At 53.4% G+C, this 19,797-nt stretch carries 17 protein-coding genes; 7 read left to right on the top strand and 10 right to left on the bottom strand.

Annotated features, from left to right (window positions below):
• Positions 1-29 precede the first annotated feature (29 nt).
• The gene (locus HMPREF0494_RS01375) at positions 30-1,388 is read right to left on the bottom strand and encodes a hemolysin family protein (protein ID WP_007123120.1); all 1,359 of its coding nucleotides are present in this window, start codon (positions 1,386-1,388) and stop codon (positions 30-32) included.
• A 133-nt stretch (positions 1,389-1,521) separates the two neighbouring features.
• Between HMPREF0494_RS01375 and HMPREF0494_RS01380 the strand changes: the two genes are divergently transcribed.
• Both HMPREF0494_RS01380 and HMPREF0494_RS01385 read left to right on the top strand, forming a co-directional pair.
• Positions 1,522-3,243 (top strand): ABC1 kinase family protein, encoded by a 1,722-nt coding sequence (locus HMPREF0494_RS01380; RefSeq protein WP_007123121.1) that lies wholly within the window; start codon positions 1,522-1,524, stop codon positions 3,241-3,243.
• 8 nt (positions 3,244-3,251) lie between these two features.
• Positions 3,252-4,082, top strand: a complete 831-nt coding sequence (locus tag HMPREF0494_RS01385; RefSeq protein ID WP_225430231.1) for a YdcF family protein — start codon at positions 3,252-3,254, stop codon at positions 4,080-4,082.
• A 53-nt stretch (positions 4,083-4,135) separates the two neighbouring features.
• On the opposite strand, the gene HMPREF0494_RS01390 is transcribed toward HMPREF0494_RS01385, so the two are convergent.
• On the bottom strand, positions 4,136-4,528 hold the full coding sequence (locus HMPREF0494_RS01390; protein ID WP_007123123.1) for a VOC family protein: 393 nt from the start codon (positions 4,526-4,528) through the stop codon (positions 4,136-4,138).
• A gap of 99 nt (positions 4,529-4,627) precedes the next feature.
• On the opposite strand from HMPREF0494_RS01390, the gene HMPREF0494_RS01395 reads away from it, so the two are divergent.
• A complete protein-coding gene (locus HMPREF0494_RS01395) occupies positions 4,628-7,153 on the top strand; it encodes an excinuclease ABC subunit UvrA (RefSeq protein WP_007123124.1) in 2,526 nt (841 codons plus the stop codon).
• A 240-nt stretch (positions 7,154-7,393) separates the two neighbouring features.
• Here the strand turns inward: HMPREF0494_RS01395 and HMPREF0494_RS10880 are convergent, their stop codons facing one another.
• From HMPREF0494_RS10880 to HMPREF0494_RS01425, 6 genes are read right to left on the bottom strand one after another with little or no spacing between them, the layout of a single operon-like run.
• Positions 7,394-8,254: an SDR family oxidoreductase gene (locus tag HMPREF0494_RS10880; protein ID WP_007123125.1), complete on the bottom strand. Its 861-nt coding sequence runs from the start codon at positions 8,252-8,254 to the stop codon at positions 7,394-7,396.
• Positions 8,251-8,715, bottom strand: a complete 465-nt coding sequence (locus HMPREF0494_RS01405; RefSeq protein WP_007123126.1) for an Rrf2 family transcriptional regulator — start codon at positions 8,713-8,715, stop codon at positions 8,251-8,253. Before HMPREF0494_RS01405 ends, HMPREF0494_RS10880 begins: the two co-directional genes overlap by 4 nt.
• The gene (locus HMPREF0494_RS01410; protein ID WP_007123127.1) at positions 8,715-9,371 is read right to left on the bottom strand and encodes an ABC transporter permease; all 657 of its coding nucleotides are present in this window, start codon (positions 9,369-9,371) and stop codon (positions 8,715-8,717) included. The genes HMPREF0494_RS01405 and HMPREF0494_RS01410 overlap by 1 nt, the downstream gene beginning before the upstream one ends.
• Positions 9,364-10,134, bottom strand: coding sequence for an ABC transporter ATP-binding protein (locus HMPREF0494_RS01415; protein ID WP_007123128.1), 771 nt, complete (start codon positions 10,132-10,134; stop codon positions 9,364-9,366). The genes HMPREF0494_RS01410 and HMPREF0494_RS01415 overlap by 8 nt, the downstream gene beginning before the upstream one ends.
• Positions 10,109-10,759 (bottom strand): ABC transporter permease, encoded by a 651-nt coding sequence (locus HMPREF0494_RS01420; protein ID WP_007123129.1) that lies wholly within the window; start codon positions 10,757-10,759, stop codon positions 10,109-10,111. Before HMPREF0494_RS01420 ends, HMPREF0494_RS01415 begins: the two co-directional genes overlap by 26 nt.
• An 18-nt stretch (positions 10,760-10,777) precedes the next feature.
• Complete coding sequence (locus tag HMPREF0494_RS01425; RefSeq protein ID WP_040458643.1) at positions 10,778-11,677, bottom strand: glycine betaine ABC transporter substrate-binding protein; 900 nt, start codon at positions 11,675-11,677, stop codon at positions 10,778-10,780.
• A gap of 156 nt (positions 11,678-11,833) precedes the next feature.
• On the opposite strand from HMPREF0494_RS01425, the gene HMPREF0494_RS01430 reads away from it, so the two are divergent.
• Positions 11,834-12,661, top strand: a complete 828-nt coding sequence (locus HMPREF0494_RS01430) for an exodeoxyribonuclease III (protein WP_007123131.1) — start codon at positions 11,834-11,836, stop codon at positions 12,659-12,661.
• A 100-nt stretch (positions 12,662-12,761) separates the two neighbouring features.
• Here HMPREF0494_RS01430 and HMPREF0494_RS01435 read toward each other — a convergent pair whose 3' ends face one another.
• Together HMPREF0494_RS01435 and HMPREF0494_RS01440 are read right to left on the bottom strand one after the other, a co-directional pair.
• Positions 12,762-13,454 (bottom strand): TVP38/TMEM64 family protein, encoded by a 693-nt coding sequence (locus tag HMPREF0494_RS01435; protein ID WP_007123132.1) that lies wholly within the window; start codon positions 13,452-13,454, stop codon positions 12,762-12,764.
• 5 nt (positions 13,455-13,459) lie between these two features.
• Positions 13,460-14,710 (bottom strand): DUF2075 domain-containing protein, encoded by a 1,251-nt coding sequence (locus HMPREF0494_RS01440; protein WP_007123133.1) that lies wholly within the window; start codon positions 14,708-14,710, stop codon positions 13,460-13,462.
• Between the two features lie 177 nt (positions 14,711-14,887).
• On the opposite strand from HMPREF0494_RS01440, the gene HMPREF0494_RS01445 reads away from it, so the two are divergent.
• From HMPREF0494_RS01445 to HMPREF0494_RS01455, 3 genes are all read left to right on the top strand, one after another.
• Entirely contained in the window at positions 14,888-16,663 is a 1,776-nt protein-coding gene (locus HMPREF0494_RS01445) for a 1-deoxy-D-xylulose-5-phosphate synthase (RefSeq protein WP_040458644.1), read from the top strand.
• Between the two features lie 106 nt (positions 16,664-16,769).
• A complete protein-coding gene (locus HMPREF0494_RS01450; RefSeq protein WP_007123135.1) occupies positions 16,770-17,957 on the top strand; it encodes an LPXTG cell wall anchor domain-containing protein in 1,188 nt (395 codons plus the stop codon).
• A gap of 285 nt (positions 17,958-18,242) precedes the next feature.
• Complete coding sequence (locus HMPREF0494_RS01455) at positions 18,243-19,628, top strand: amino acid permease (protein ID WP_040458645.1); 1,386 nt, start codon at positions 18,243-18,245, stop codon at positions 19,626-19,628.
• Positions 19,629-19,797 lie beyond the last annotated feature (169 nt).

Below are 19,797 nucleotides of genomic sequence, written 5' to 3' on the forward strand. Positions count from 1 at the left end.
GAGTTAATTCCCAGCCTCTCATTTTCTATTTACTTCTGCTTATGTTCGTCGTCCGAGTTCTTCGGTGTTTTCTTGGGCTTGATATAAACCACTTTAAACTTATTAACGTACGCATTTTGCAGGTCGAGCGGAGTGAAGGAGAAGTTTTCGACTCTGATTGGCTGGCCGACCTTCATGTCGTACTGGCGCTCCAGGAAGAACCCGGTCAGCGTCGTTACTTCAGAATTTTCAAACTGGTCGATCTTGGTGTGGAAGAAACGCTCAAAGTCATCCAGCGGCATTTTCCCGGAAACCTCATAGGTCGGGTTCCCCTTGCTGTCCGGATCTTTTTTTTTAATCATGTCGGAAGTGGCGTGGTCAATTTCTTCGCCCACCGTTCCGAAGAGTTCTTCGTAAATGTCATTATCAGTTACGATCCCGGACGTACCACCATACTCGTCCTGGACGACCACGATTGGCACCTGCTTTTTAACCATCGTTTGCAAGACGTTGGTAATCGGTTCGTTCTCATAAACAATCGGGATGCGGCGCATAATCGTCCGAATCGATTGCTGTGGGTTAATCTGGTTTTGCCGCATGATGTCATAGGCAAAGACGTAACCCAGGATGTGATCCTTATCGTTATTGGCCACCACCGGGAAACGGGTAAACTTCTTTTCAAAGTAGAGTTTGGCCGCATCTTCGATCGAAGCCTGGATGTCGATGACCGCTAGCTGGGTCCGGTCGATCATGATGTCTTCGGCAACCTTATCGTTCATTTCAAAGGCCCGCCGCATGAAGAGCACGTCTTCCTTATCCATTTCCCCAGCCTTTTCGGATTGTTGGGAGAGGGTCATAATTTCGTTTTGCGAATAGGTATCCTCTTCCGGCTGGACGTTATAGCCCAGCAGCTTGGTAATCCAGGCCGCCGTAACGGCAAACAGCCACACGAAGGGGTAGAAGACCGTGTGGAAAAACTGGATCGGGTGAACGATGGCCAGCAGGATTTGGACCGGCCGGTCAATTGCCATGTTCTTCGGTACCAAGTCGGTGAAGACAGCGTGGAAGAAGGTAAAGATCAGGACCCCGATTACAGGTGCCAGCGGAACCAGCACTTCCTTGGGAATCAGGTGGATCTTTAACAGGAGGTCGGTGATGAACTGGTCACCAATCCACCCTAATACCAGAGAAGTCATGGTAACCCCAACCTGAGCAGTCGACAAGTATTCATTTAAGTTGTTGACCATGTGCTCGGCGCGCTTGACCTTCCGCGTCTGGCGAAGCTCTTGCAGCTCGCTGGGCCGGACCTTAACCACGGAATATTCCAGCAGAGTAAAGAGGGCCGCCAGCAGCAGAATCAAAATAATTACGAGTAATCTAAACCAATAAGATGACCATAGTGCATCCATAACTTACAAACTCACCTAATCTTTCATTGCTATTTAGTCCTATTGTATCAATTTCCCATTTGGCTGACCAACTATTTAGTAAAAAAGTGCGGTAAAATTAAGATAAGCAAACTGAGTGAGGGTGGGAGAGCACATGGAAAATCAACAGCAGGCGGAAATAAAGCAGGGGACCCGCTTAAGGGAAATCATTGCGGTGATGCGGAAATACCACTTTATTTCTAATTTTTACCATCAACGGGATCCGGAAGCAATCTGTAACGCCCTGCAGGAGCTGGGCCCCACCTTTATTAAATTGGGCCAAATCCTATCGACGCGTCCGGACCTGGTTTCTGCCGACTACGTACGGGCCCTCCGCAAGCTCCAGGACCAGGTCACGGCTGATTCATTTGCCAGCGTCCAGCAAAGCTTTGAAGAGGCGACCGGCAAGACCATCGCGGCGGTCTTCAAGGAATTTGACCAGGAGCCGTTTGCCTCTGCTTCCATCGGTCAGGTCCACCACGCCACCCTCTTAGATGGGACGCCGGTGGTGGTGAAAGTTCAGCATCCCGCGGTCACCCAGCTGGTCAATACTGACTTAGCCCTGCTGCGGCGAGCCGTTAAAATGGTCAAGTACGTGCCCGCAAATACGGCGGTTGTTGACTTGGACCGGACCTTAGATGAAATCAGCAGCTCCCTTTTGAGCGAAATCAACACCCTGCAAGAGGCACACAATGGTGAAGAGTTCTACCGCTTGAATAACGGGCAGGGGATTTTTGCGGTGCCCAAGGTTTACCCGTCATACTGTGCTCCCCGAATTTTAGTTAATCAGGCAATGACCGGGAAGAGCATCCGCCAGCTCTTCGTTGTGACCACTGACGCGGAGCAGGAACGAAACCGGTCACTGGCGACGGCACTGGTGCGCAACTTCATGAAGCAGGTCTTTGTCGACCACTTCTTCCATGCCGACCCGCATCCCGGCAACATTCTCTTTGCCACGGCGCCCGCGGGTCAGCTGGAAGCCGGCAGGGAATTTCAGCACTCGTTTAAGCACACCGAAATTACCTACCAGCAGCAACGATCCTTGCCGCCATACCGGTTGGTTTACCTGGATTTTGGCATGATGGGGCGGCTCACGCCGGTAATGGCCGACGGAATTGCCGAGGTGGTTTTAGCGCTGACCAGCAAGGACCAGCACCGGATTGCCCAGGCCGTCTTAGGAATCTGCAACCAGACTGGCGAACTCGACCAGCTCCGCTTTACTAAGGAACTGGCGGGGTTCATGCGCCCGTACCTGGCCGAAGGGCTGGGCCAGATTGATTTCTCGAATATGCTTTACCGGATTATCCGCTTCTGTGAGAAAAATCACCTTCAGATCAAGCCGGAAGTGACCATGCTGATTAAGGCCTTTGGCACCCTGGAGTCGACGGTTGCCCGACTGGATCCGGATATTTCAATGATGGCGGTCGCCCGGCCGTTTGGGCTAGCCTACCTCAGACGCAAATTTAAAGCCCGAGACCTTGCTGACGACAGCTTATTTAAATTATGGTCGGTATTAGAATCAGCTGGCCAGCTGCCGGAACGAATTGACACGGCCCTCGACACCTTTAACAGCGGCGACATCGAGGTAAAATTACGCTACCCGGGCCAACGGCAGCTGCTCAAACAGGTTGAGCGCGTTGCTAACCGACTGCTGGTCGTGATCGTGTTGGCGGCGGTCATCCTGGGTTCCTCGCTGCTGATCGAAAGCAGCACCCGCCACCCGCATATTTACCACTTGGGGGTCTTTGGTTACGCCATCTCGATTGGGGTAATCATTGTCCTCATCGTAAGCGAGCTGTGGCACCGGATCAGGCGCTGGCATAACAATAAGAAGTGAGTATGGTGATGAAGTTAATAATGTTTTTGCTGATGACTGTTCTAACCGCCGCTTGCTGGGGGACAACTATTTACCTCGTCCTAATCCGGCGGTTCAAAAATAAGGCTGCCAGCTTAGCCGCTAACCGGTGGACACTAATTTTGCAGGGGCTGAACCTGCTTATTTGTCTTCCGGGACTGCTGGGCAGTCAACCGGAAAACCGGGCGGGGATGATATGGCAGCTCTGGTTGCTAACCACCGTTACCGCCGGATTGGCAACCGTGGGCCTGCTAATTTTTAGCTTGGCTGTGGGGCTCCTGTCCTGGAGACTTCATCCTCACCACGCAGACTACCTAATTGTTCTAGGGGCTGGACTAGCACAGGGAAAGGTTCCACCGGTACTAGCCGCTCGTTTGACCCGGGCCGCGCAGTTTTGGCAGCGCCAGCCCACGGTAACAATCGTGGTCAGCGGCGGTCGGGTCCATGGCGACCAGGTCACGGAAGCGGCGGCAATGGCGGCCTTCCTGCTGGAGTGCGGGCTCCCGCCGGAGAAACTGTTGCAGGAATCGCAAGCCCGTAATACCTGGCAGAACCTTGCTTATAGTCAGCGGTTGATTACCCAGCACTGGTCGGGGACGGGGCAGCCACGGGTGGTGGTCGTGACGAGCTCCTTTCACGTTCCGCGAGCCTGGATTTACAGCCGGCAGTTAGGCCAACGGTACCAATTTTTACCCGCGCCGACACCCTGGCACTACCTGCCGTTAGCGCTTGTCCGGGACTACCTCGGGATTTTGCGTGACCACCGTTGGGTCGCCGGGCTATTGCTCCTACTGGCACTATTGCTAGGGGAACTTATATAGAGGGCACCCCAAATCAGCTTCATTTCAGTTGATTTGGGGTGCCTTTTCTCATCCTATTTATTTTTGTAGACCGCAATCTCCACCAGGTTATTGTCCGGGTCGTGAACGTAAACGGACGTCATTGGGCCCTCTGAACCGTGTTTTTCAACCGGGCCCGCCACAATTTCGACAAAGTAGCTTTTGAGGTGGTGAAGGATATCATCCAGCTTGTCGCCAGCGACGATACAAAAGTCAGCCGCGCCGGTAGTGAGGTGGGGCGCCTTCAATTCCGTTGGCCGGTCCGCCTTTTGCAGTCGGATTAACTGGTGGCCGCACCGCAACGTGACCAGTTGAGCGCTGTTCTGCTGGTCAATCACTGGCATATCGAAAACCTCATGGTAGAAGCGGGTGGACTCTTCCAAGTCGCTGACGGTCAGCACGATATGGTCAATTCTACGCATTTTCATATTCAAATCATTCCTCTTTTCTTGCCAAATATTATATGATGGTAGTCGGCCTAATAGCAAATACTTTCAATTTAAAAATCACGAAGGGAGCATCCGTAAGTGGCAACTAATCAGCAAAAGGTGATTCCGGCCCAGGTCGAAGTCCGGGGCGGGCGGGTCCACAACTTAAAAAATATCGACGTCGACATTCCTCTCCACAAGTTTGTGGCCGTTTCTGGTCTTTCCGGCTCCGGGAAGAGCTCACTGGCGATGGGAATCTTATATGAGGAGGGGTCCCGGCGCTACCTCGAAGCCCTCTCGACCTATACCCGGCGGCGGATCAAGCTTGGTGCCCAGGCGGCGGTCCGCAGTGTCAAGCACATTCCATCAGCATTGGCCCTGCGGCAACGGCCGGCGATTCCATCGGAGCGGGCAACGGTCGGAACGATGAGTGAAATGTTCAACGTCATTCGGCTAATCTTCTCCCGGCTCGGTTCACCGGTCTGCCCGAACGGTCACCGCTTAAAGCCAAGCCTGACGATTGCCGAAGCGATGAGTAAGAGCGGTGATGCGATGGGTAGACTGACTTGCCCGGTCTGCGGGGCCCAATTCAGTGCTTATAGCGCGGAAGACTTTGCCTTTAACTCGGCCGGCGCTTGTGAAAATTGTCAGGGAACCGGGAAGGTGCGGCAAATCGACGAAAGCAAGTTGATCGGCGACCCGACGCTGACCCTGGCCGAGGGGGCCGTGGCCGCTTGGCACCTGCCGGGACGAAACTTTATGCCAAACGTGGCGGAGCAGGCAGGGGTCCGGATTAACGTTCCCTACCAGGACCTCACTGCCAGGGAAAAGGACTTTGTCTTAAACGGGCCGGCTCAAAAGTTCAAGATGGACTTTCGCTCCGGCACCGGGCGGGTCTTCCACGACTTCAACGCCCTCTATGAAAACGCCCACGAAGCGGTGCTCCGCTCTGCCCAGACGAGCAAGAGTGAGCGCTCGCAAAAACGGATCAGCGAATTTTTCAGCTACTCGACCTGTCCGGTCTGCCACGGCACCCGTCTCAAACCAGAACTGCTTACGCAGGAAGCTGGCGGTTTAAACATCGTCCAGGTAACCGACCTGACCCTGGGCGAACTTGCGGATTGGAAAGGGGCGGTGCTGGAAACCCTGCCTGACGATATGATGACAATGGCCCGGTCACTGTTTAAGGAATTTGATGATAACCTTCGGCCGCTGCTGGAACTTGGCCTCGACTACCTGACCTTGTCCCGGAATGGCAATACCCTTTCAACCGGGGAACTCCAACGGATCCAACTAGCCCGGACCCTGCGGACACAGACGACCGGGGTCCTCTACATCCTCGATGAGCCATCCATCGGGCTGCACCCTGACAACATTAAGGGCCTACTCGGCGTTTTTCATGAGCTGGTTGCCCAGGGAAACTCCCTGGTGGTGGTCGACCATAACGTGGACATTATCCGGGAAGCAGACTGGATCATCGAAATCGGCCCCGGCTCCGGGGAAGCGGGTGGTCAGATTCTCACTGCCGGCACTCCCCAGGCGATTGCCGCGGACCCGTCCTCCAATATTGGCCCCTACCTCAACGGCACGGCGCACTTGCTGGCCCGGACCCGCCAGCCGCTCCCGGCAAAGAAAAACATTCGTTTCACGGTGGCCGATTACTACAACATCAAAAAGATTACGGGACAATTACCGGTAAACCGGTTAAGCGCCATCACCGGCTTCTCCGGGGCCGGCAAAACCAGCTTAATCCTGGACAGCCTGGTCCCGGCAATTAGGGTCCAAAACAGCGGCCACCCGCTTCCCCGGCAGGTGAGGTCGCTGACGGCCCCGATCAAAAGCGTGGTCAGCGTCGATGCCGCGCCGATTGGCAAGACAACCCGGTCGACCGTCGCTACCTATACCAGCATTATGGACAACTTGCGCAAGCTCTTTGCCGCCCAGCCCGCCGCAAAGGAGCACCATTATACAGCCAGCTACTTTTCCTACAACAATAAGCAGGGTGCCTGCCCAACTTGTGGCGGCACCGGGGTAGTGACCCTCGATATCCAGTTTTTGCCGGATATGCAGCAAACCTGTCCGACCTGCGAAGGGGCCCGATACCGCCAGGCAATCCAGGAAGTCAAGTGGCACGGCTATTCAATTGTCGACCTGCTCAAGCTCGACGTACGGACGGCCATGGGGGTGTTTACCACTGTCCCGAAGATTGAACAGGAGCTGCGATTGCTGGATGAAGTTGGCCTCGCTTACCTCCACCTGGGAGAAAGCACACCGTCGCTGTCCGGCGGGGAGGCCCAGCGGCTAAAACTGGTCAAGCACCTCAACCGGCGTCAGGCGACCACGCTCTTTGTCTTTGACGAGCCAACGATCGGGCTGCACCCGCTGGATGTTAAGACCCTCCTTGGCGTTATGCAGCAGCTGCTCGACCGGGGAGCCACGATTATCACCATTACCCACGACCTGAACCTGGTGGCCAACGCCGACTACCTGTTGGACTTAGGACCCCGCGGCGGCAAGAATGGGGGCCAGGTGGTAGCGGCTGGTGCACCAGCGGCATTAATTGCCCAGCCGTGCAGTCTAACGACCCAGTACCTGGCGGAGTACGTCGACCGGTTTAACCAATAAGAGTGAGAAAAACACCGAGAATCGGCGGGCAAGCTGTTTTCGATATTTGTCTTTCGATGCGCAGCAAGCCTATTTGAACCGCCAGCCAGCTACTGTGCTGTTGCATTACTATCTTTAAAATAGCGAAGAGGCTGAATTAATTTCCAGCCTCCATTACTGAGATCATAGATACATCAATAAGCCCACCAAGCACGGTAAAACCGAACTTGGTGGGCTTATTAATTTAACACAGCATAGTACCTACTTTTGATAATGGCGGGTCAAGTATTCCGTCATGCTTTGGGGAGCATGACCGGTGATGTGCTGGAAATCAGTGGTGACCTCGTCCATCAGTCCCAGCGCAGCGGCGTGGTACATCGAGGCTAATTCATCGCCGTCCCCCTCGGAACGGTAAAGATCCGCAAATTCCTGCAGGGTCACCGGCGCGTAGCCAATTTGCTTACCGGTTACCTGAGACATAATTGCGCTCAATTCAACCATGTTGTAATTCTGTTTCATCGTCAGCAGGTAGTTTTGCCCGTGGTCATGCAGGTAGGGCTGGACCGCGATTCTTGCCAACGCCTCCGCGCTGTCTTCGCGGCTGATAAAGGACATTGCCTGGTTCCCCACGGGATAAATCACGTTCTGCCGTGCGATCAATTCCGGCAGGTAGGGTACCAGCGGATCCGCGTACAAGGCATTTTTTACTACCGCATAGTTCAACCCGCTGCTTGCTAGGCGGGCGGGGAGGTAGGCGTAATAGCTGGCCATCTGAAAGGGGTTGTTGTACTGGTCCGCGATAAAGCTCATCGCCACAATGGTCGTTACGTTGGCCCGCTGCATCGCCGTCAGCGTATTTTCAAACTCGCTGATCCGCTGCTGCACCTGGTAGGTAAGGCTGGGAATATAGACGAGAACGTCGACTCCGGTCAGGGCCGCGGTCATGCTGTCAACGTCAGTGTAGTCTAGTGCCACCACTTCATAGCCGGCCGCTTGAAGGGCACCGGCCTTTTCCAAGCGGTGAACGCCTAGCCGGAGCTCGTCCATTGGCACCAGCTTGCTCAGTTCCGTAACGACCATTCCACCGAGGTGACCGGTGGCACCAGTGATTAAGTATTTCATTTATTTTCATCCTTTCTCCGCGCCGCTTCTTTTTGGGCTTGTCTGACTAAGATACTGTCTAAAACGTCCTGGAGCGTCACCGTGGCGAGTTTCGCCTGGGCGGCCACTTCAGCCTGGTGGTAATACTCCGCTAGTGTTGCCTGAATGTTACCGCCAACAATACACTCTGGGGCCGTCTTTTCATCAATCGTAAATAGGTGGCGGTCACTTCCCTCAACGGCGAGGTAAATATCGTAGAGCGAAATTTCACTGGCGGGACGGGCCAGCCGCGGGTCCGCTGACCCCGGGACGGTTTCAATAAGCCCGCCCTTCCGCAGAGCGCTCATCAGCCGGCGGATTACCACCGGCGAAGTTCTGACGCTGCCGGCGATGTTTTCGCTGGTGAGCGGTAGTTTCCCATGAAAAATCTGCAGGAAAGCAAGAATATGGATACTATCGCTTAGCCGGGTTGAAACACGCATTATTTTCCCTCCTTTCGCTGTTTGGTCTGCGCTGCCCGCCAGCTGTGGGTTAGGCTCCACTCGATTAAGCGGAGGCAACCCGCACAAATCAGGGTTAGGATCACCGTTAAAATGGTCCCCCAGAGGATTGGGGCGAGCTGCTGCCCCTGCAGGCCCTCAAACAACAGCTGACCCAGTCCGCCGGCATTAATGGTTGCCGCGATGGTCGCCATTGCCATCGTTGAGGCGAGGGCCACCTGCAAACCGCTAAAGATTGCCGGTAACGCCAGGGGCAGTTGGACTTTGTAAAAGACCTGCTGCCGGGTCATTCCCATCCCCGAAGCAACCTCCAGCAATTGGGGATCGATCCCCTGCAGGGCGGTAATAAACGACCGCAAGAGGATATACTCTGCGTAGGTGGCTAAGACAATGATCGCGGTCCGCATCCCTAGTCCGGAGAGGGGCAGGAGGAGGGCGAAAAAGGCAAAGCTGGGAACTGAATACAAAAGGGAAAAGAAGTAGACCAGCCCCTTGAGCCAGTTGCGCCGCCGGAGGAAGACCAGGGTAATGACGAGGGCCGCCACCAGCGCAATTCCAATCGCCGTGAGAACCATTAAGGCGTGCTGCTGGCTGTCTTCGATCATTGTCGGCCAATTTTCATTCCAGTACTCAATCATCTTGCTGCCTCCACAAGTTTTGGTTTTGGCGAACCGTGCCCAAGAGTTTTTTTACGAATGCGGTCGCGGGATGGCTGACGATTTCCGCGGGAGCAGCAAACTGCTCGATCCGGCCCTCGTGCATTACCAGCACCCGGTTGCCCAAAAACAAGGCTTCGTTAATGTCGTGGGTCACAAACATAAAGGTCTTGTCAGCCAGGGCACCATGAATTCGTTTAATTTCGTGCTGCAAGTCTTCCCTGGTCAGAGCATCCAGCGCACCAAAGGGCTCATCAAACAGAACAAAGGGCGGATTAGCAACCAGTGCGCGGGCCACGCCAACCCGCTGCTGCTGGCCGCCGGACAGGTGGGCCGGGTAGCGGTCAGCGTATTCCGCCGGGGCCAGTTGCACCAGCTGGAGCAGTTCACGGACCCGATGGGCGGTCTTGTCAGCACCCCAATGCAGCAGTTGCGGAACCACCGCGATATTTTGAGCAACGGTCATGTGGGGGAACAGGCCGATTTGCTGAACCACGTACCCCGTGTGGCGCCGTAGCTGCACCAGGTCGAGCTTGCTGAGCGGCTGGCCATTAATAATGATTTCCCCCGCGCTGGGCTGACACAGCCCATTCACCATTTTAAGAGTCGTGGTCTTGCCCGAGCCGGACGTCCCAAGGATGGTGATAAACTCGCCCTGGTTAACCGTAAAGCTCAGATCAGGAATGACGAGTTGGTTACCAAACCGCTTTTGCACGTGGTTAAATTGAATCGCTGCTGTTGTCATGTTCACGAACCTTTCTGATTAAGAAGTCAAAGCCCAGCATCGCGCCCAGTGAGAGCGCCGCAACACTAACGGCACCAATCACAACGTAGGTCATATCGTACAGGCCGAGCCCCGTAAAGATTAATGTTCCCAGACCGCCAGCCCCGATATAGGTTGCAAGGGTGGCACTGGCAATAATTTCAACCAGCGCCAGTTTAATCCCATTGAGCAGGTAGGGGAGGGCCAGCGGAATTTCAATCTGCCGGCGCAGCTGCCGCCGGTCCATCCCGAGGGCGGTCCCGACTTCCTTGTACAGTGGGCTGACCTCGTTAAACCCTAAAATGGTATTAATCAGCAAGGGCGGCAGGGCCAATACGATCAAGGCAATCAGCGCGGGGAGGGTCCCGGTGCCCATCACCGGTATCAGTAAAAATAGCAGGGCCAGGCTGGGGATTATCCGCAGCACCTGCGCAAAGGCAACACAAAAACTAGCCACCGGCTTGACCCGCGCTCCCCAATAGCCCAGCGGCAGGGCAATTGCCATCGACGCCGCAAGGGTGATAACGGTAAGTACAAGGTGCTGGCCGACATACTGCCAGTATTGACCACTATTGGTCTGAAAATATTGGACCACCTGGGAAAGCACAGAATCACTCCTAACTAATTATTGAATATTTTGCTTGTACCAGTTTTTGGCAACGTCCTTGTAGTTCTGCCCATCGACGTTGACCTTTTTGTTGAGCGCGGTCAATTGCTTCGTGGTCAGCTTGGCATCGACCTTGTTCAACGTTGCGGCCATCTTCGGGTGGCTCTTAACCGCTTTTTGGTTGGCTACGGGTACCAGGTTGTACGGCGGCCAAATATTTTTATTATCTTTAATTAAGGTAAACTTCCCGGTTGCCAGCTGGCCATCGGTCGTGGAAACGGGTGCCGCGTCAGCCTTGCCCTGCTCCATGATCTTGTAGAGGAGGTTGGCATCGTAGTCCTTAATCGACTTAAAATTGAACTTGCCGTACGCCTTGTTCATTGCCGGCAGCGCGTCGGCCCGTTTTTCAAATTCCCCTTGGGAAGCGAAACGAACCTTGTCAGCCCGTTTTTGCAGCTGGCTCAAATCAGTAATATGGTCCTTCTTCGCGACCTTAGTAGGCATTGCAATTCCCTGCCGGTTGTCACCGGGGGCGTAATCAAAAGTCGTCAAGCCATCCTTCTTCACTCCCTGTTGGGCAATCTTGGCAATTTCACTAGCGCTTTTGCCACTGGCCCGCTTTTTGAGGTAGGCCTCAACAATCGTCCCGGTGTAGTCAGGGTAAACGTCCACCTGACCTCTCTGGGTCGCTTGGAAAATAACGTTATTGGCAACGTTGGGCTTTCGTGTAACTTTATAGCCTTCATGTTCGAGGGCGAGCGCGTAGATTTCACTCACCGTTTTACTTTCCGAAACGTTCTTTGAGCCAACGATGATCGGCTTGCTGCTCGATGCGCTTGCAACAGCCGGAATCACCGTTCCCAGAATCAGGACGGTGGCCGCCAATAGGGAAGTGGCGAGAGCGTGTTTAAATTTCATCATGCTTCCTCCTTGTAACTTTTACAGTTTCACATTAGCCACATCATAACGGAGAAAACGGGTGCTGTCAAGGTGCAACATAATTCCGGTTCGAAATCACCCCGGAAAAAGGTATAATAGGGGACAGCATGAGCAATAAAGGAGCGGCAACAGAAAATGAAATTTATTTCTTGGAACATCGACTCAATTAACGCGGCATTAACTGGAACCTCTACCCGGGCGGGGGAAACTCGGGCGGTCCTGAAGAAGCTCGCGGCACTGGAACCGGATGCCGTGGCCATTCAGGAAACCAAGCTGTCTAAAAACGGGCCGACGAAGAAGCATCTTCAGGTTCTCGCCGACCTCTTCCCGGGTTACCAGGTGGCCTGGCGGAGTTCTGTGGAACCGGCACGCAAGGGGTACGCGGGCACCATGTACCTTTACCGGGAACAGTATCAGCCGACCATTAGCTATCCGCAAATTGGAGCGCCCGAACCGATGGACAGCGAGGGACGGATCATCACCCTGGAATTCCCGGACTTTTTCCTGACCGAGGTCTATACTCCCAATTCTGGAAACGGGCTTAAACGGTTAGCGGAGCGGGAACAGTGGGACGACTGCTACCGCGATTACCTCCACGAGCTTGACCAGCAAAAACCGGTGATTGCTAGTGGCGATTTCAACGTGGCCCACGAGGAAATTGACCTGGCCCACCCGGCTAACAACCATCATTCCGCCGGCTTTACCGATGAGGAGCGGACCCACTTCGGCAAGCTGCTTGATGCTGGGTTCACCGATAGTTTTCGCTTCCTGCACCCTGACCAGGCGGGAGCTTACTCATGGTGGGCCCAACGGGTGCTGACCAGTAAGCAGAACAATTCCGGATGGCGGATTGACTACTGGCTGATTAGTGACCGACTGGCCGACCGGGTCAGTTCATCGACAATGATTGACAGTGGGGAGCGGCGTGATCACACCCCAATTATGTTGGAAATCGATCTTTAATTGTAAAAAGCCAAGCGGCTGGGAATCAATCTCCGCCGCTTGGCTTTTTACATAAACTTACAATGTAACTGACTATACCTTCGGAACAGTGAAAGGCGTATTATGCCGCTGGCTGCTTAGCCGACCGGTCCCGTTTAATCAGCTTTTTAATCAAAAGGTACATGGCAATCACGACGACGATCGCGATCGCCGCCCCAATTAGCTTATGACGGTTGCCTTGGAAAAGCGCGTCACCCCCAAAGGCATAGATAAAGGAAGTTGGCGCCATCCCGACGGTGACCATGGTCAGATAGCGAAGGCGGCTCACATTGAGCTGCGCACCGGCGTAATTAACCAGCACACTGGGGATTACCGGGACCATAAACCCGATTGTCAAGCCGATTAGGGGGTGCTTCTGGTGCATTAACGCTCCCAGCAGCTTTGAGCTCCTGGTCCGCTTAGAAATATCGACTTCGCGGATAATGCTCATTACCCCGCAGTTCCCCAAGATGTTGCCCAGCCAATTAATGAGGAAGCCGACGATGGGGCCGTAGCATAAACCGGCTAAAATGCAGACAAGCGAGTTAGACATCCCCGGAATCGCGTTGAAAGTGGCGATCAAGGCCAACAGCAGCAGCATATCCTTAATTCCGTGACTGCGAATCATGTGCATTAACACAATTCGGTTATGGTCGTTCATGTGGAGCAGGAGGTTGATTTCCGGCTGGTAATCACGATAGATAAAATAAATTAAAATAATGGAAATAATAATTCCGCACCCAATTAGCAGCGGCTTATTAATTTTTCTTTTCATGGTTGTTAATACTCCTGAGGGATGGCTAGGCCGGCCTGGTTAAAGAGCTGCCTAAGGGTTCGCCGCAATAAGGGATCGTGGGCATAGAGGTAGGTTCCATAAACCCCGCGTTTAAACAGCACGTTGAGTGAATTCATAATCATCCGTTTTTCCAGTTTGGTAACTGTCTTAGGATCCGTCAAATCCGCCCGTTTTTTGAACGCCTCGCTGTCGGTATACTTATCTAAATTGACTTGCAAGGCCCGGCTGCCGGGCACCTGGCTGATCGGCGGACCAATGATAATCCCGGTGTAGTTGAGGTCAAAGCCCTGGCAGGTATAGATTGAACCGACTTCATTAATCGTCTGGGGAAGCTCTGCCCAGGGCGTCGTGGTATAGTTATACTGGTCCCAGGGCATCTTAAAGCGCCCCTCTTGGATGTAATGCTTGCCGCCATCTAGGGTCGATGGGTAGCCGGACGTCGATAAAATCCGGGACAGGCCAACCTCCTGATTGCGGCGGACAATCGCCTGCCGCATCGCTTCGGCGTCATCGTAGACCCGAAAATCATAGTGGTGGCGGGCATTCTTTGGAAAAGCACTTAGGCAGTAGTCGTTTGTAAACCGGTTGAACCACTGAACTAGCTCCGGGCTCGCCGTCATTCGAAACATCCGCCGGAGCTGATATTCCCGGTGCGGGTACCGGTCAGTAATGGCGCGTAACCGTTCGGGTGTCCAGAGGCTCTTCATCCGCAGCACCTGGTACTGGTCAAAGACGATTACAACGACCTTCGCCCGCTTGATGATCTCCACAAGCTGGTTGTCATGGTAAAAATTATTATAATGGTCAGCCTTTGAGAGGAGCAGGTGGGCTTCGTCAATCACCGCCACGTCAATCGTCCGTCCTTGCTTATCTAGCTGGTTGATCAAAGACGTGGGCCGGGCGAAGTCTTTTTTGAGCAATTCGGGCCGGCTCCCCGCAATTTCCCGGTAAACCTTTAGGATTTCCGGGTGGTTGACCAAAAAGTAGTTCGTCGTTCCGTAAAAAGGGGATGTCTGGTCATGCCGGGCCGCCCTTTGCAGGCGGTCAAAAAGCTGGGAGAGCACCACGCTCTTGCCGGTACCCGCGTCCCCATAGACCGTATAGACCGCCGGAAACGCCCCGGTGATGTGTTGACCAGCAAAGGCGAGAATATCCTCAACCAGGCCTTCTTGTTCAGGCGTTAGCCTTTTCAGCGGCGAAAGTTTTTCCACCGCGGCATTTGTTAGTTCCCCCATGTGACGACAGCACCCCCGCAAACAATTTTCTTCCTCATTTATGGTATCGAAGTCCGGGCGGTTCGTCAATTTTCGCGTGCTTTATTCCCGCAAGTTTGTGAAAAGTGTTAAAATATTAAGAAACGAACAATCGTTAAAATGGATGAGTTGTTGATGACTAAAAAGGAGTGGCGGCAAATGAATCGGCATCCAGATTTTTTATTAAATGAAGTGAATGAGCCCCAAGACATCAAGGGAATGTCGCTTGATGAGTTAAAGCAGCTGGCCCGCGAAATGCGACAGCTGGTCTTGGAACGTGATTCCGCAATTGGCGGTCATGTGGGACCAAACTTAGGGGCAATGGAGCTGACCATTGCCTACCACTATGTCTTTAATTCCCCTCATGACAAGGTGATTTGGGATGTTTCCCACCAAAGCTACCCGCATAAGATGCTGACGGGCCGCAAACTTGGCTTCCTGGATCCCGACCATTATGAAGACATCTCCGGTTTCACTTCTCCGGAAGAGAGCAACCACGATTTCTTCCAGGTCGGTCATACATCGACTTCAATCGCGCTGGCCGTTGGGATGGCCCAGGCGCGGGACCTGCTTCAAACCAACGACGGCGATAATATTGTCGCGGTCATCGGCGATGGTTCGCTCAGCGGCGGCTTGGCGTTTGAAGGCCTGAATAACGCCGCAAAGCTTAATTCCAACCTGATTATCGTGGTCAACGATAACCAAATGTCAATTGACGAAAACCAGGGCGGCCTTTACCAGGGACTAAAGGAGCTCCGTGACAGTGACGGTCAGGCTGCCAACAACATTTTTAAGTTCATGGGGTTAGACTACCGGTACGTCAAAGATGGCAACGATCTCCAGACCATGATTGACGCCTTCAAGGCCGTCAAGGATATTGACCATCCAATTGTTCTACACGTCAACACGTTGAAGGGGAAGGGCTACGAACCCGCGGTCAAGGACAAGATGACTTACCACTGGCGGTCACCATTCGACCTGAAGACGGGAGCTGCTAAACAACCGGCAAGTGGTGAATCGTACAGTGACGCGATCCTAGCGGAACTGGATCGGCAAATTGCCGAGGGGGAACCGGTGGTGGCAATGAACGCCGCCATTCCGGGGGCCTTCAACCTCAAACAATTCCAACAGAAGCATCCCGACCGTTATTTTGACACGGGAATTGCTGAGCAGGAGTGCATCAGTTCCGCCGTCGCGATGGCGGTTGCCGGTGCCCGGCCGGTGGTCTTCCAAAACAGCACCTTCCTGCAACGGGCATATGACCAGCTGATTCATGACATGGCGCTTAACGACGCTCCCGTAGTGATGATTGTCCGGGGCGGCACAATCGCTACCGAATCAGCTACCCACCAGGGGTCGTTTGACATTTCGATGATCAGTGACCTGCCAAACATTGAATACCTGGCGCCGACCAATGTGGAAGAGCTGATTTCCATGCTGCGCTGGGCGATTAAGCAGACTGACCAGCCGGTCGTCATCCGCCAGCCAGAAAAACCGTTATTGCACGGCCAGGCGACGCAAACGGATTACAGTAACATCCAGTACGAGATCGCTCACCAGGGAAGCGAAGTTGCCATCATGGCCGTCGGCGACTTCTGGCAGCTCGGCGAAGACGTGCGGACCGAACTGAAAGCCAAGCTCAACATTGACGCTACACTAATCAACCCGAAGTCGGTGACCGGAATTGATGCCGAAGTTCTCCACCACCTTGCCGAAAATCATGATGTCGTCGTGACCCTGGAAGACGGCAACCTTAGTGGGGGCTTTGGTGAAACAATTGACCGTTACTATGGACCAAAATCAATGAAGGTCTTAAACTTTGGGGCGCCCCGGGAATTTGCTGATAATGTCCCGCTAGACGTCCTGTATGAATGGTACCACCTGACACCAAAGCAGATCGTTGACGATGTCGAAAAGGTTCTCCACGCACTCTAATCGCTCTTAACTCGGTAGGAAATAAAATTTCTGCCGAGTTTTTTAATGCCAGCGGCCGATCCTCCCGTATCTATTTAGTGAGCACCAATTACGAGGAGGATCACTTATGAATAAACTCAGTATTAAAGGCACCCTTACCATTTGTACTGCCCTTACCCTGCTGACCTTCGCATCTACGAACGCGTTGGCGGACACAGCAGTGACCGGCGAACAGCAGGTGCCGGCAGTGGCAGATCAAGCGGCAGTTCCCGTGGGAGAGCAGCGGGCAGCCACCGTCGACCGGCAAATTACGGTTGTTAACCCGGTCAGCGGCGAAAAAAATGTTATCACCCAGACCGCTAGTCCCGAGCCAGTGGGAGCGGACACTAATATCTGGCAGGTGTATTTCCCGCCGGTTTATCAAGGCTATAAACCGTCCCAGCCATTTGTGCCGGTTACGGCCGTGACACCAGACACTCAGGCCAGCAAGGTTGAAATCACCTACCGGCCGCTCAAGCAGGGGGATATTCGGACCAACACCTTCGCCGGGATCTTCTTTCGGGATATTCACGGCAAACAGGTCGGCCCGATGCTTTGCCAGCCGGTCGACAAACAGGGGATTGTCCAAATGCCTGCAGCGCCCAAGGGTTGGGAATACATTAATCGGGAACTGCTGCCGGACTCCTTTCTTTGTTATGACTATCGGGACCCCTTCTACCTCTTTCTAGTGCGAGAAATAGGGGAACAACCGGCAGCCTCAACGCAGACGAAGCAACTGACGCGTAAGATTATCTGCCACCTGCCAGAGGGCGATAAGGTGTATGAACAAACCGTCACGGCTAAAAAAGTCGGGGATTCCCCGTGGTCGGTGCCGGCTTTTCCAGAATTTACCGTGCCAGTCCCGACCGGCTACCGGCCATCTTTAAAAGCTGTTCCGGCCCAAGCCGCTGCTCCCGGCCAGGCCACACTGACGGTTGAAGTTACCTACCAGGCAATTCCGTCGGCGTTGCCGACACCTCCTGGCCGGCCGGACGGTGACCGCCAACCGGGATCGACTAAGGACCAGCAATCAGTGGGAAACGACCTTGCTAACTCCGGGCATGACGAAACGGCCCCGGTGCCCGGCTTGCAAGCGCGACTGGACCAGTTGCAGGCCCCGCTTGCTCAATTAGAAAACAATGAGCAGGCCGGGCAGCCGCTCGTCCTCCCGCAAACTGGGGACGATTCGGGGTCAGGGTTATCGGCTGCCGGTCTGATGGTGGCGGCATGGACAGCGCTTTCGATGATGTTTGGCCTCAAGAAAAAATTGTATTAATTTTAAATAAACACTTGCCATTTTAATTTTCTCATAGTATTCTAATAACAACCAAAAGGAATGGAGGAAGCGAAAATGCAATTATTTAAGATTAATGCTGTAATTGAAATTACTTCCACCACAATCACATCATACTAAGACGTGGTTGGGGATTAGTTCTTATTCCTTTGAATACTGTATAAATCAGCTATCCAATTACTTCAACCACGACGGCAGCGAATGACGATGTTCAGTGGGCGGAGTAACAGGGTAGCTTTTTTTGTAGGGAAAGAGAGGTTTTTTTACATGGCGGAAGAAAAGGTCAAACTAAGGCGGACGATGACGCCGGGACAAATGGAAATGATTGCGATCGGAGGGACCATCGGTAGTGGTCTGTTTATGGGGGCGACGTCAACGATTAAGTGGACTGGGCCATCCGTATTACTGGCGTACGCCTTCGTCGGCTTGGTGCTTTACGGCGTGATGCGGGCGCTGGGGGAAATGATTTACATTAGCCCCGGGACCGGGTCCTTTGCCGATTATGGCGACAAGTATATTCACCCCTTTGCCGGCTACCTGACGAAGTGGAGCAACATCTTCCAATTCATTATCGTGGGGATTTCAGACATTATCGCGATGTCACAATACCTGAACTACTGGTGGCCGAAGCTGCCAGACTGGTTCTCCGGAATTATCGTGATTGCGATGCTGACCCTCGCCAACCTGGTTTCCGCGAAGGCATACGGCCGTCTGGAATTCTGGTTTGCGATGATTAAGGTTGTGACGATTGTGGTCATGATTATCCTCGGGCTCCTCGTAATCGTGCTTGGCTTTGGTAACAACTGGCAGCCAGTCGGGATTTCCAACCTCTGGACGCACGGCGGCTTCTTCACTGGCGGCTTCATGGGCTTCATGTTCTCACTGTCAGTGATTGCCGGGTCTTATCAAGGAATCGAGCTGCTAGGAATTACCGCCGGGGAAGCTGCTTCTCCGCGGCACGCAATTGTGAAGTCAGTTAAATCCGTTATCTGGCGGATCCTGATCTTCTACATCGGGGCAATCTTCGTGATTGTTTCAATCTACCCATGGAACAAGCTGGAAGCCGTTGGTTCACCATTCGTTGAAACCTTTACTAAGGTTGGGATTACCGGTGCGGCCGGAATCATTAACTTCGTCGTCTTGACGGCGGCCCTGTCTGGAGCAAATTCCGGAATTTACAGTGCCAGCCGGATGCTCTTCAAGCTGGCGATTGACAAACAGGTGCCAAAGTTCTTCGGTAAGCTCTCCAAACGGGTTGTGCCGAACGTAGCGGTATTGACGATTGCCTTCTGGATTGCCCTGGGCTTTATCGTTAACTCGATTATTTCAATCATCAATAAGGATGCAAGCAACATCTTCGTAATCGTATATAGTTCTAGTGTCCTGCCGGGGATGGTACCATGGTTCGTGATCCTGCTGGCCGAGTTGAATTACCGCCGGCAGCACCCTGAAGACTTAGTTGACCACCCATTCAAGATGCCGCTGTACCCGCTGTACAACTACTTTAGTTTAGCAGCCTTGGCAATCATCCTGGTCTTCATGTTCTTCAACCCTGATACCCGGGTTTCCGTTTCGGTCGGTGTGATCTTTATCATCATCGTTTGGCTGGCGTTCCGCTGGCAGCTAAAGCGGGATCCAGCACGGGCCAATTAATAAATTAAAACAAGCAAGCGCAGCAAGTAAGCTGAGGGCGAAAAGCCGCCTCCGTTACGAGCTGCGCTTTTTTGATTAAGGATTTCATGAGGCGCCTTAATATTATTTGGCGATTTGCTATTAACAATTAGCTTAAAAAGCAATATACTATGTTCAATTAATGTTTATA

The organism is Limosilactobacillus antri DSM 16041 (assembly GCF_000160835.1).
GTDB classification, from domain to species: domain Bacteria; phylum Bacillota; class Bacilli; order Lactobacillales; family Lactobacillaceae; genus Limosilactobacillus; species Limosilactobacillus antri.

Coding starts and splice junctions, on each gene's coding strand:
- HMPREF0494_RS01385 (WP_225430231.1), top strand. CDS start 3,252: ATGAAGTTAATAATGTTTTTGCTGATGACTGTTCTAACCGCCGCTTGC.
- HMPREF0494_RS01410 (WP_007123127.1), bottom strand. CDS start 9,371: ATGATTGAGTACTGGAATGAAAATTGGCCGACAATGATCGAAGACAGC.
- HMPREF0494_RS01390 (WP_007123123.1), bottom strand. CDS start 4,528: ATGAAAATGCGTAGAATTGACCATATCGTGCTGACCGTCAGCGACTTG.
- HMPREF0494_RS01375 (WP_007123120.1), bottom strand. CDS start 1,388: ATGGATGCACTATGGTCATCTTATTGGTTTAGATTACTCGTAATTATT.
- HMPREF0494_RS01450 (WP_007123135.1), top strand. CDS start 16,770: ATGAATAAACTCAGTATTAAAGGCACCCTTACCATTTGTACTGCCCTT.
- HMPREF0494_RS01440 (WP_007123133.1), bottom strand. CDS start 14,710: ATGGGGGAACTAACAAATGCCGCGGTGGAAAAACTTTCGCCGCTGAAA.
- HMPREF0494_RS01455 (WP_040458645.1), top strand. CDS start 18,243: ATGGCGGAAGAAAAGGTCAAACTAAGGCGGACGATGACGCCGGGACAA.
- HMPREF0494_RS01445 (WP_040458644.1), top strand. CDS start 14,888: ATGAATCGGCATCCAGATTTTTTATTAAATGAAGTGAATGAGCCCCAA.
- HMPREF0494_RS01415 (WP_007123128.1), bottom strand. CDS start 10,134: ATGACAACAGCAGCGATTCAATTTAACCACGTGCAAAAGCGGTTTGGT.
- HMPREF0494_RS01405 (WP_007123126.1), bottom strand. CDS start 8,715: ATGCGTGTTTCAACCCGGCTAAGCGATAGTATCCATATTCTTGCTTTC.
- HMPREF0494_RS01425 (WP_040458643.1), bottom strand. CDS start 11,677: ATGAAATTTAAACACGCTCTCGCCACTTCCCTATTGGCGGCCACCGTC.
- HMPREF0494_RS01435 (WP_007123132.1), bottom strand. CDS start 13,454: ATGAAAAGAAAAATTAATAAGCCGCTGCTAATTGGGTGCGGAATTATT.
- HMPREF0494_RS01430 (WP_007123131.1), top strand. CDS start 11,834: ATGAAATTTATTTCTTGGAACATCGACTCAATTAACGCGGCATTAACT.
- HMPREF0494_RS01380 (WP_007123121.1), top strand. CDS start 1,522: ATGGAAAATCAACAGCAGGCGGAAATAAAGCAGGGGACCCGCTTAAGG.
- HMPREF0494_RS10880 (WP_007123125.1), bottom strand. CDS start 8,254: ATGAAATACTTAATCACTGGTGCCACCGGTCACCTCGGTGGAATGGTC.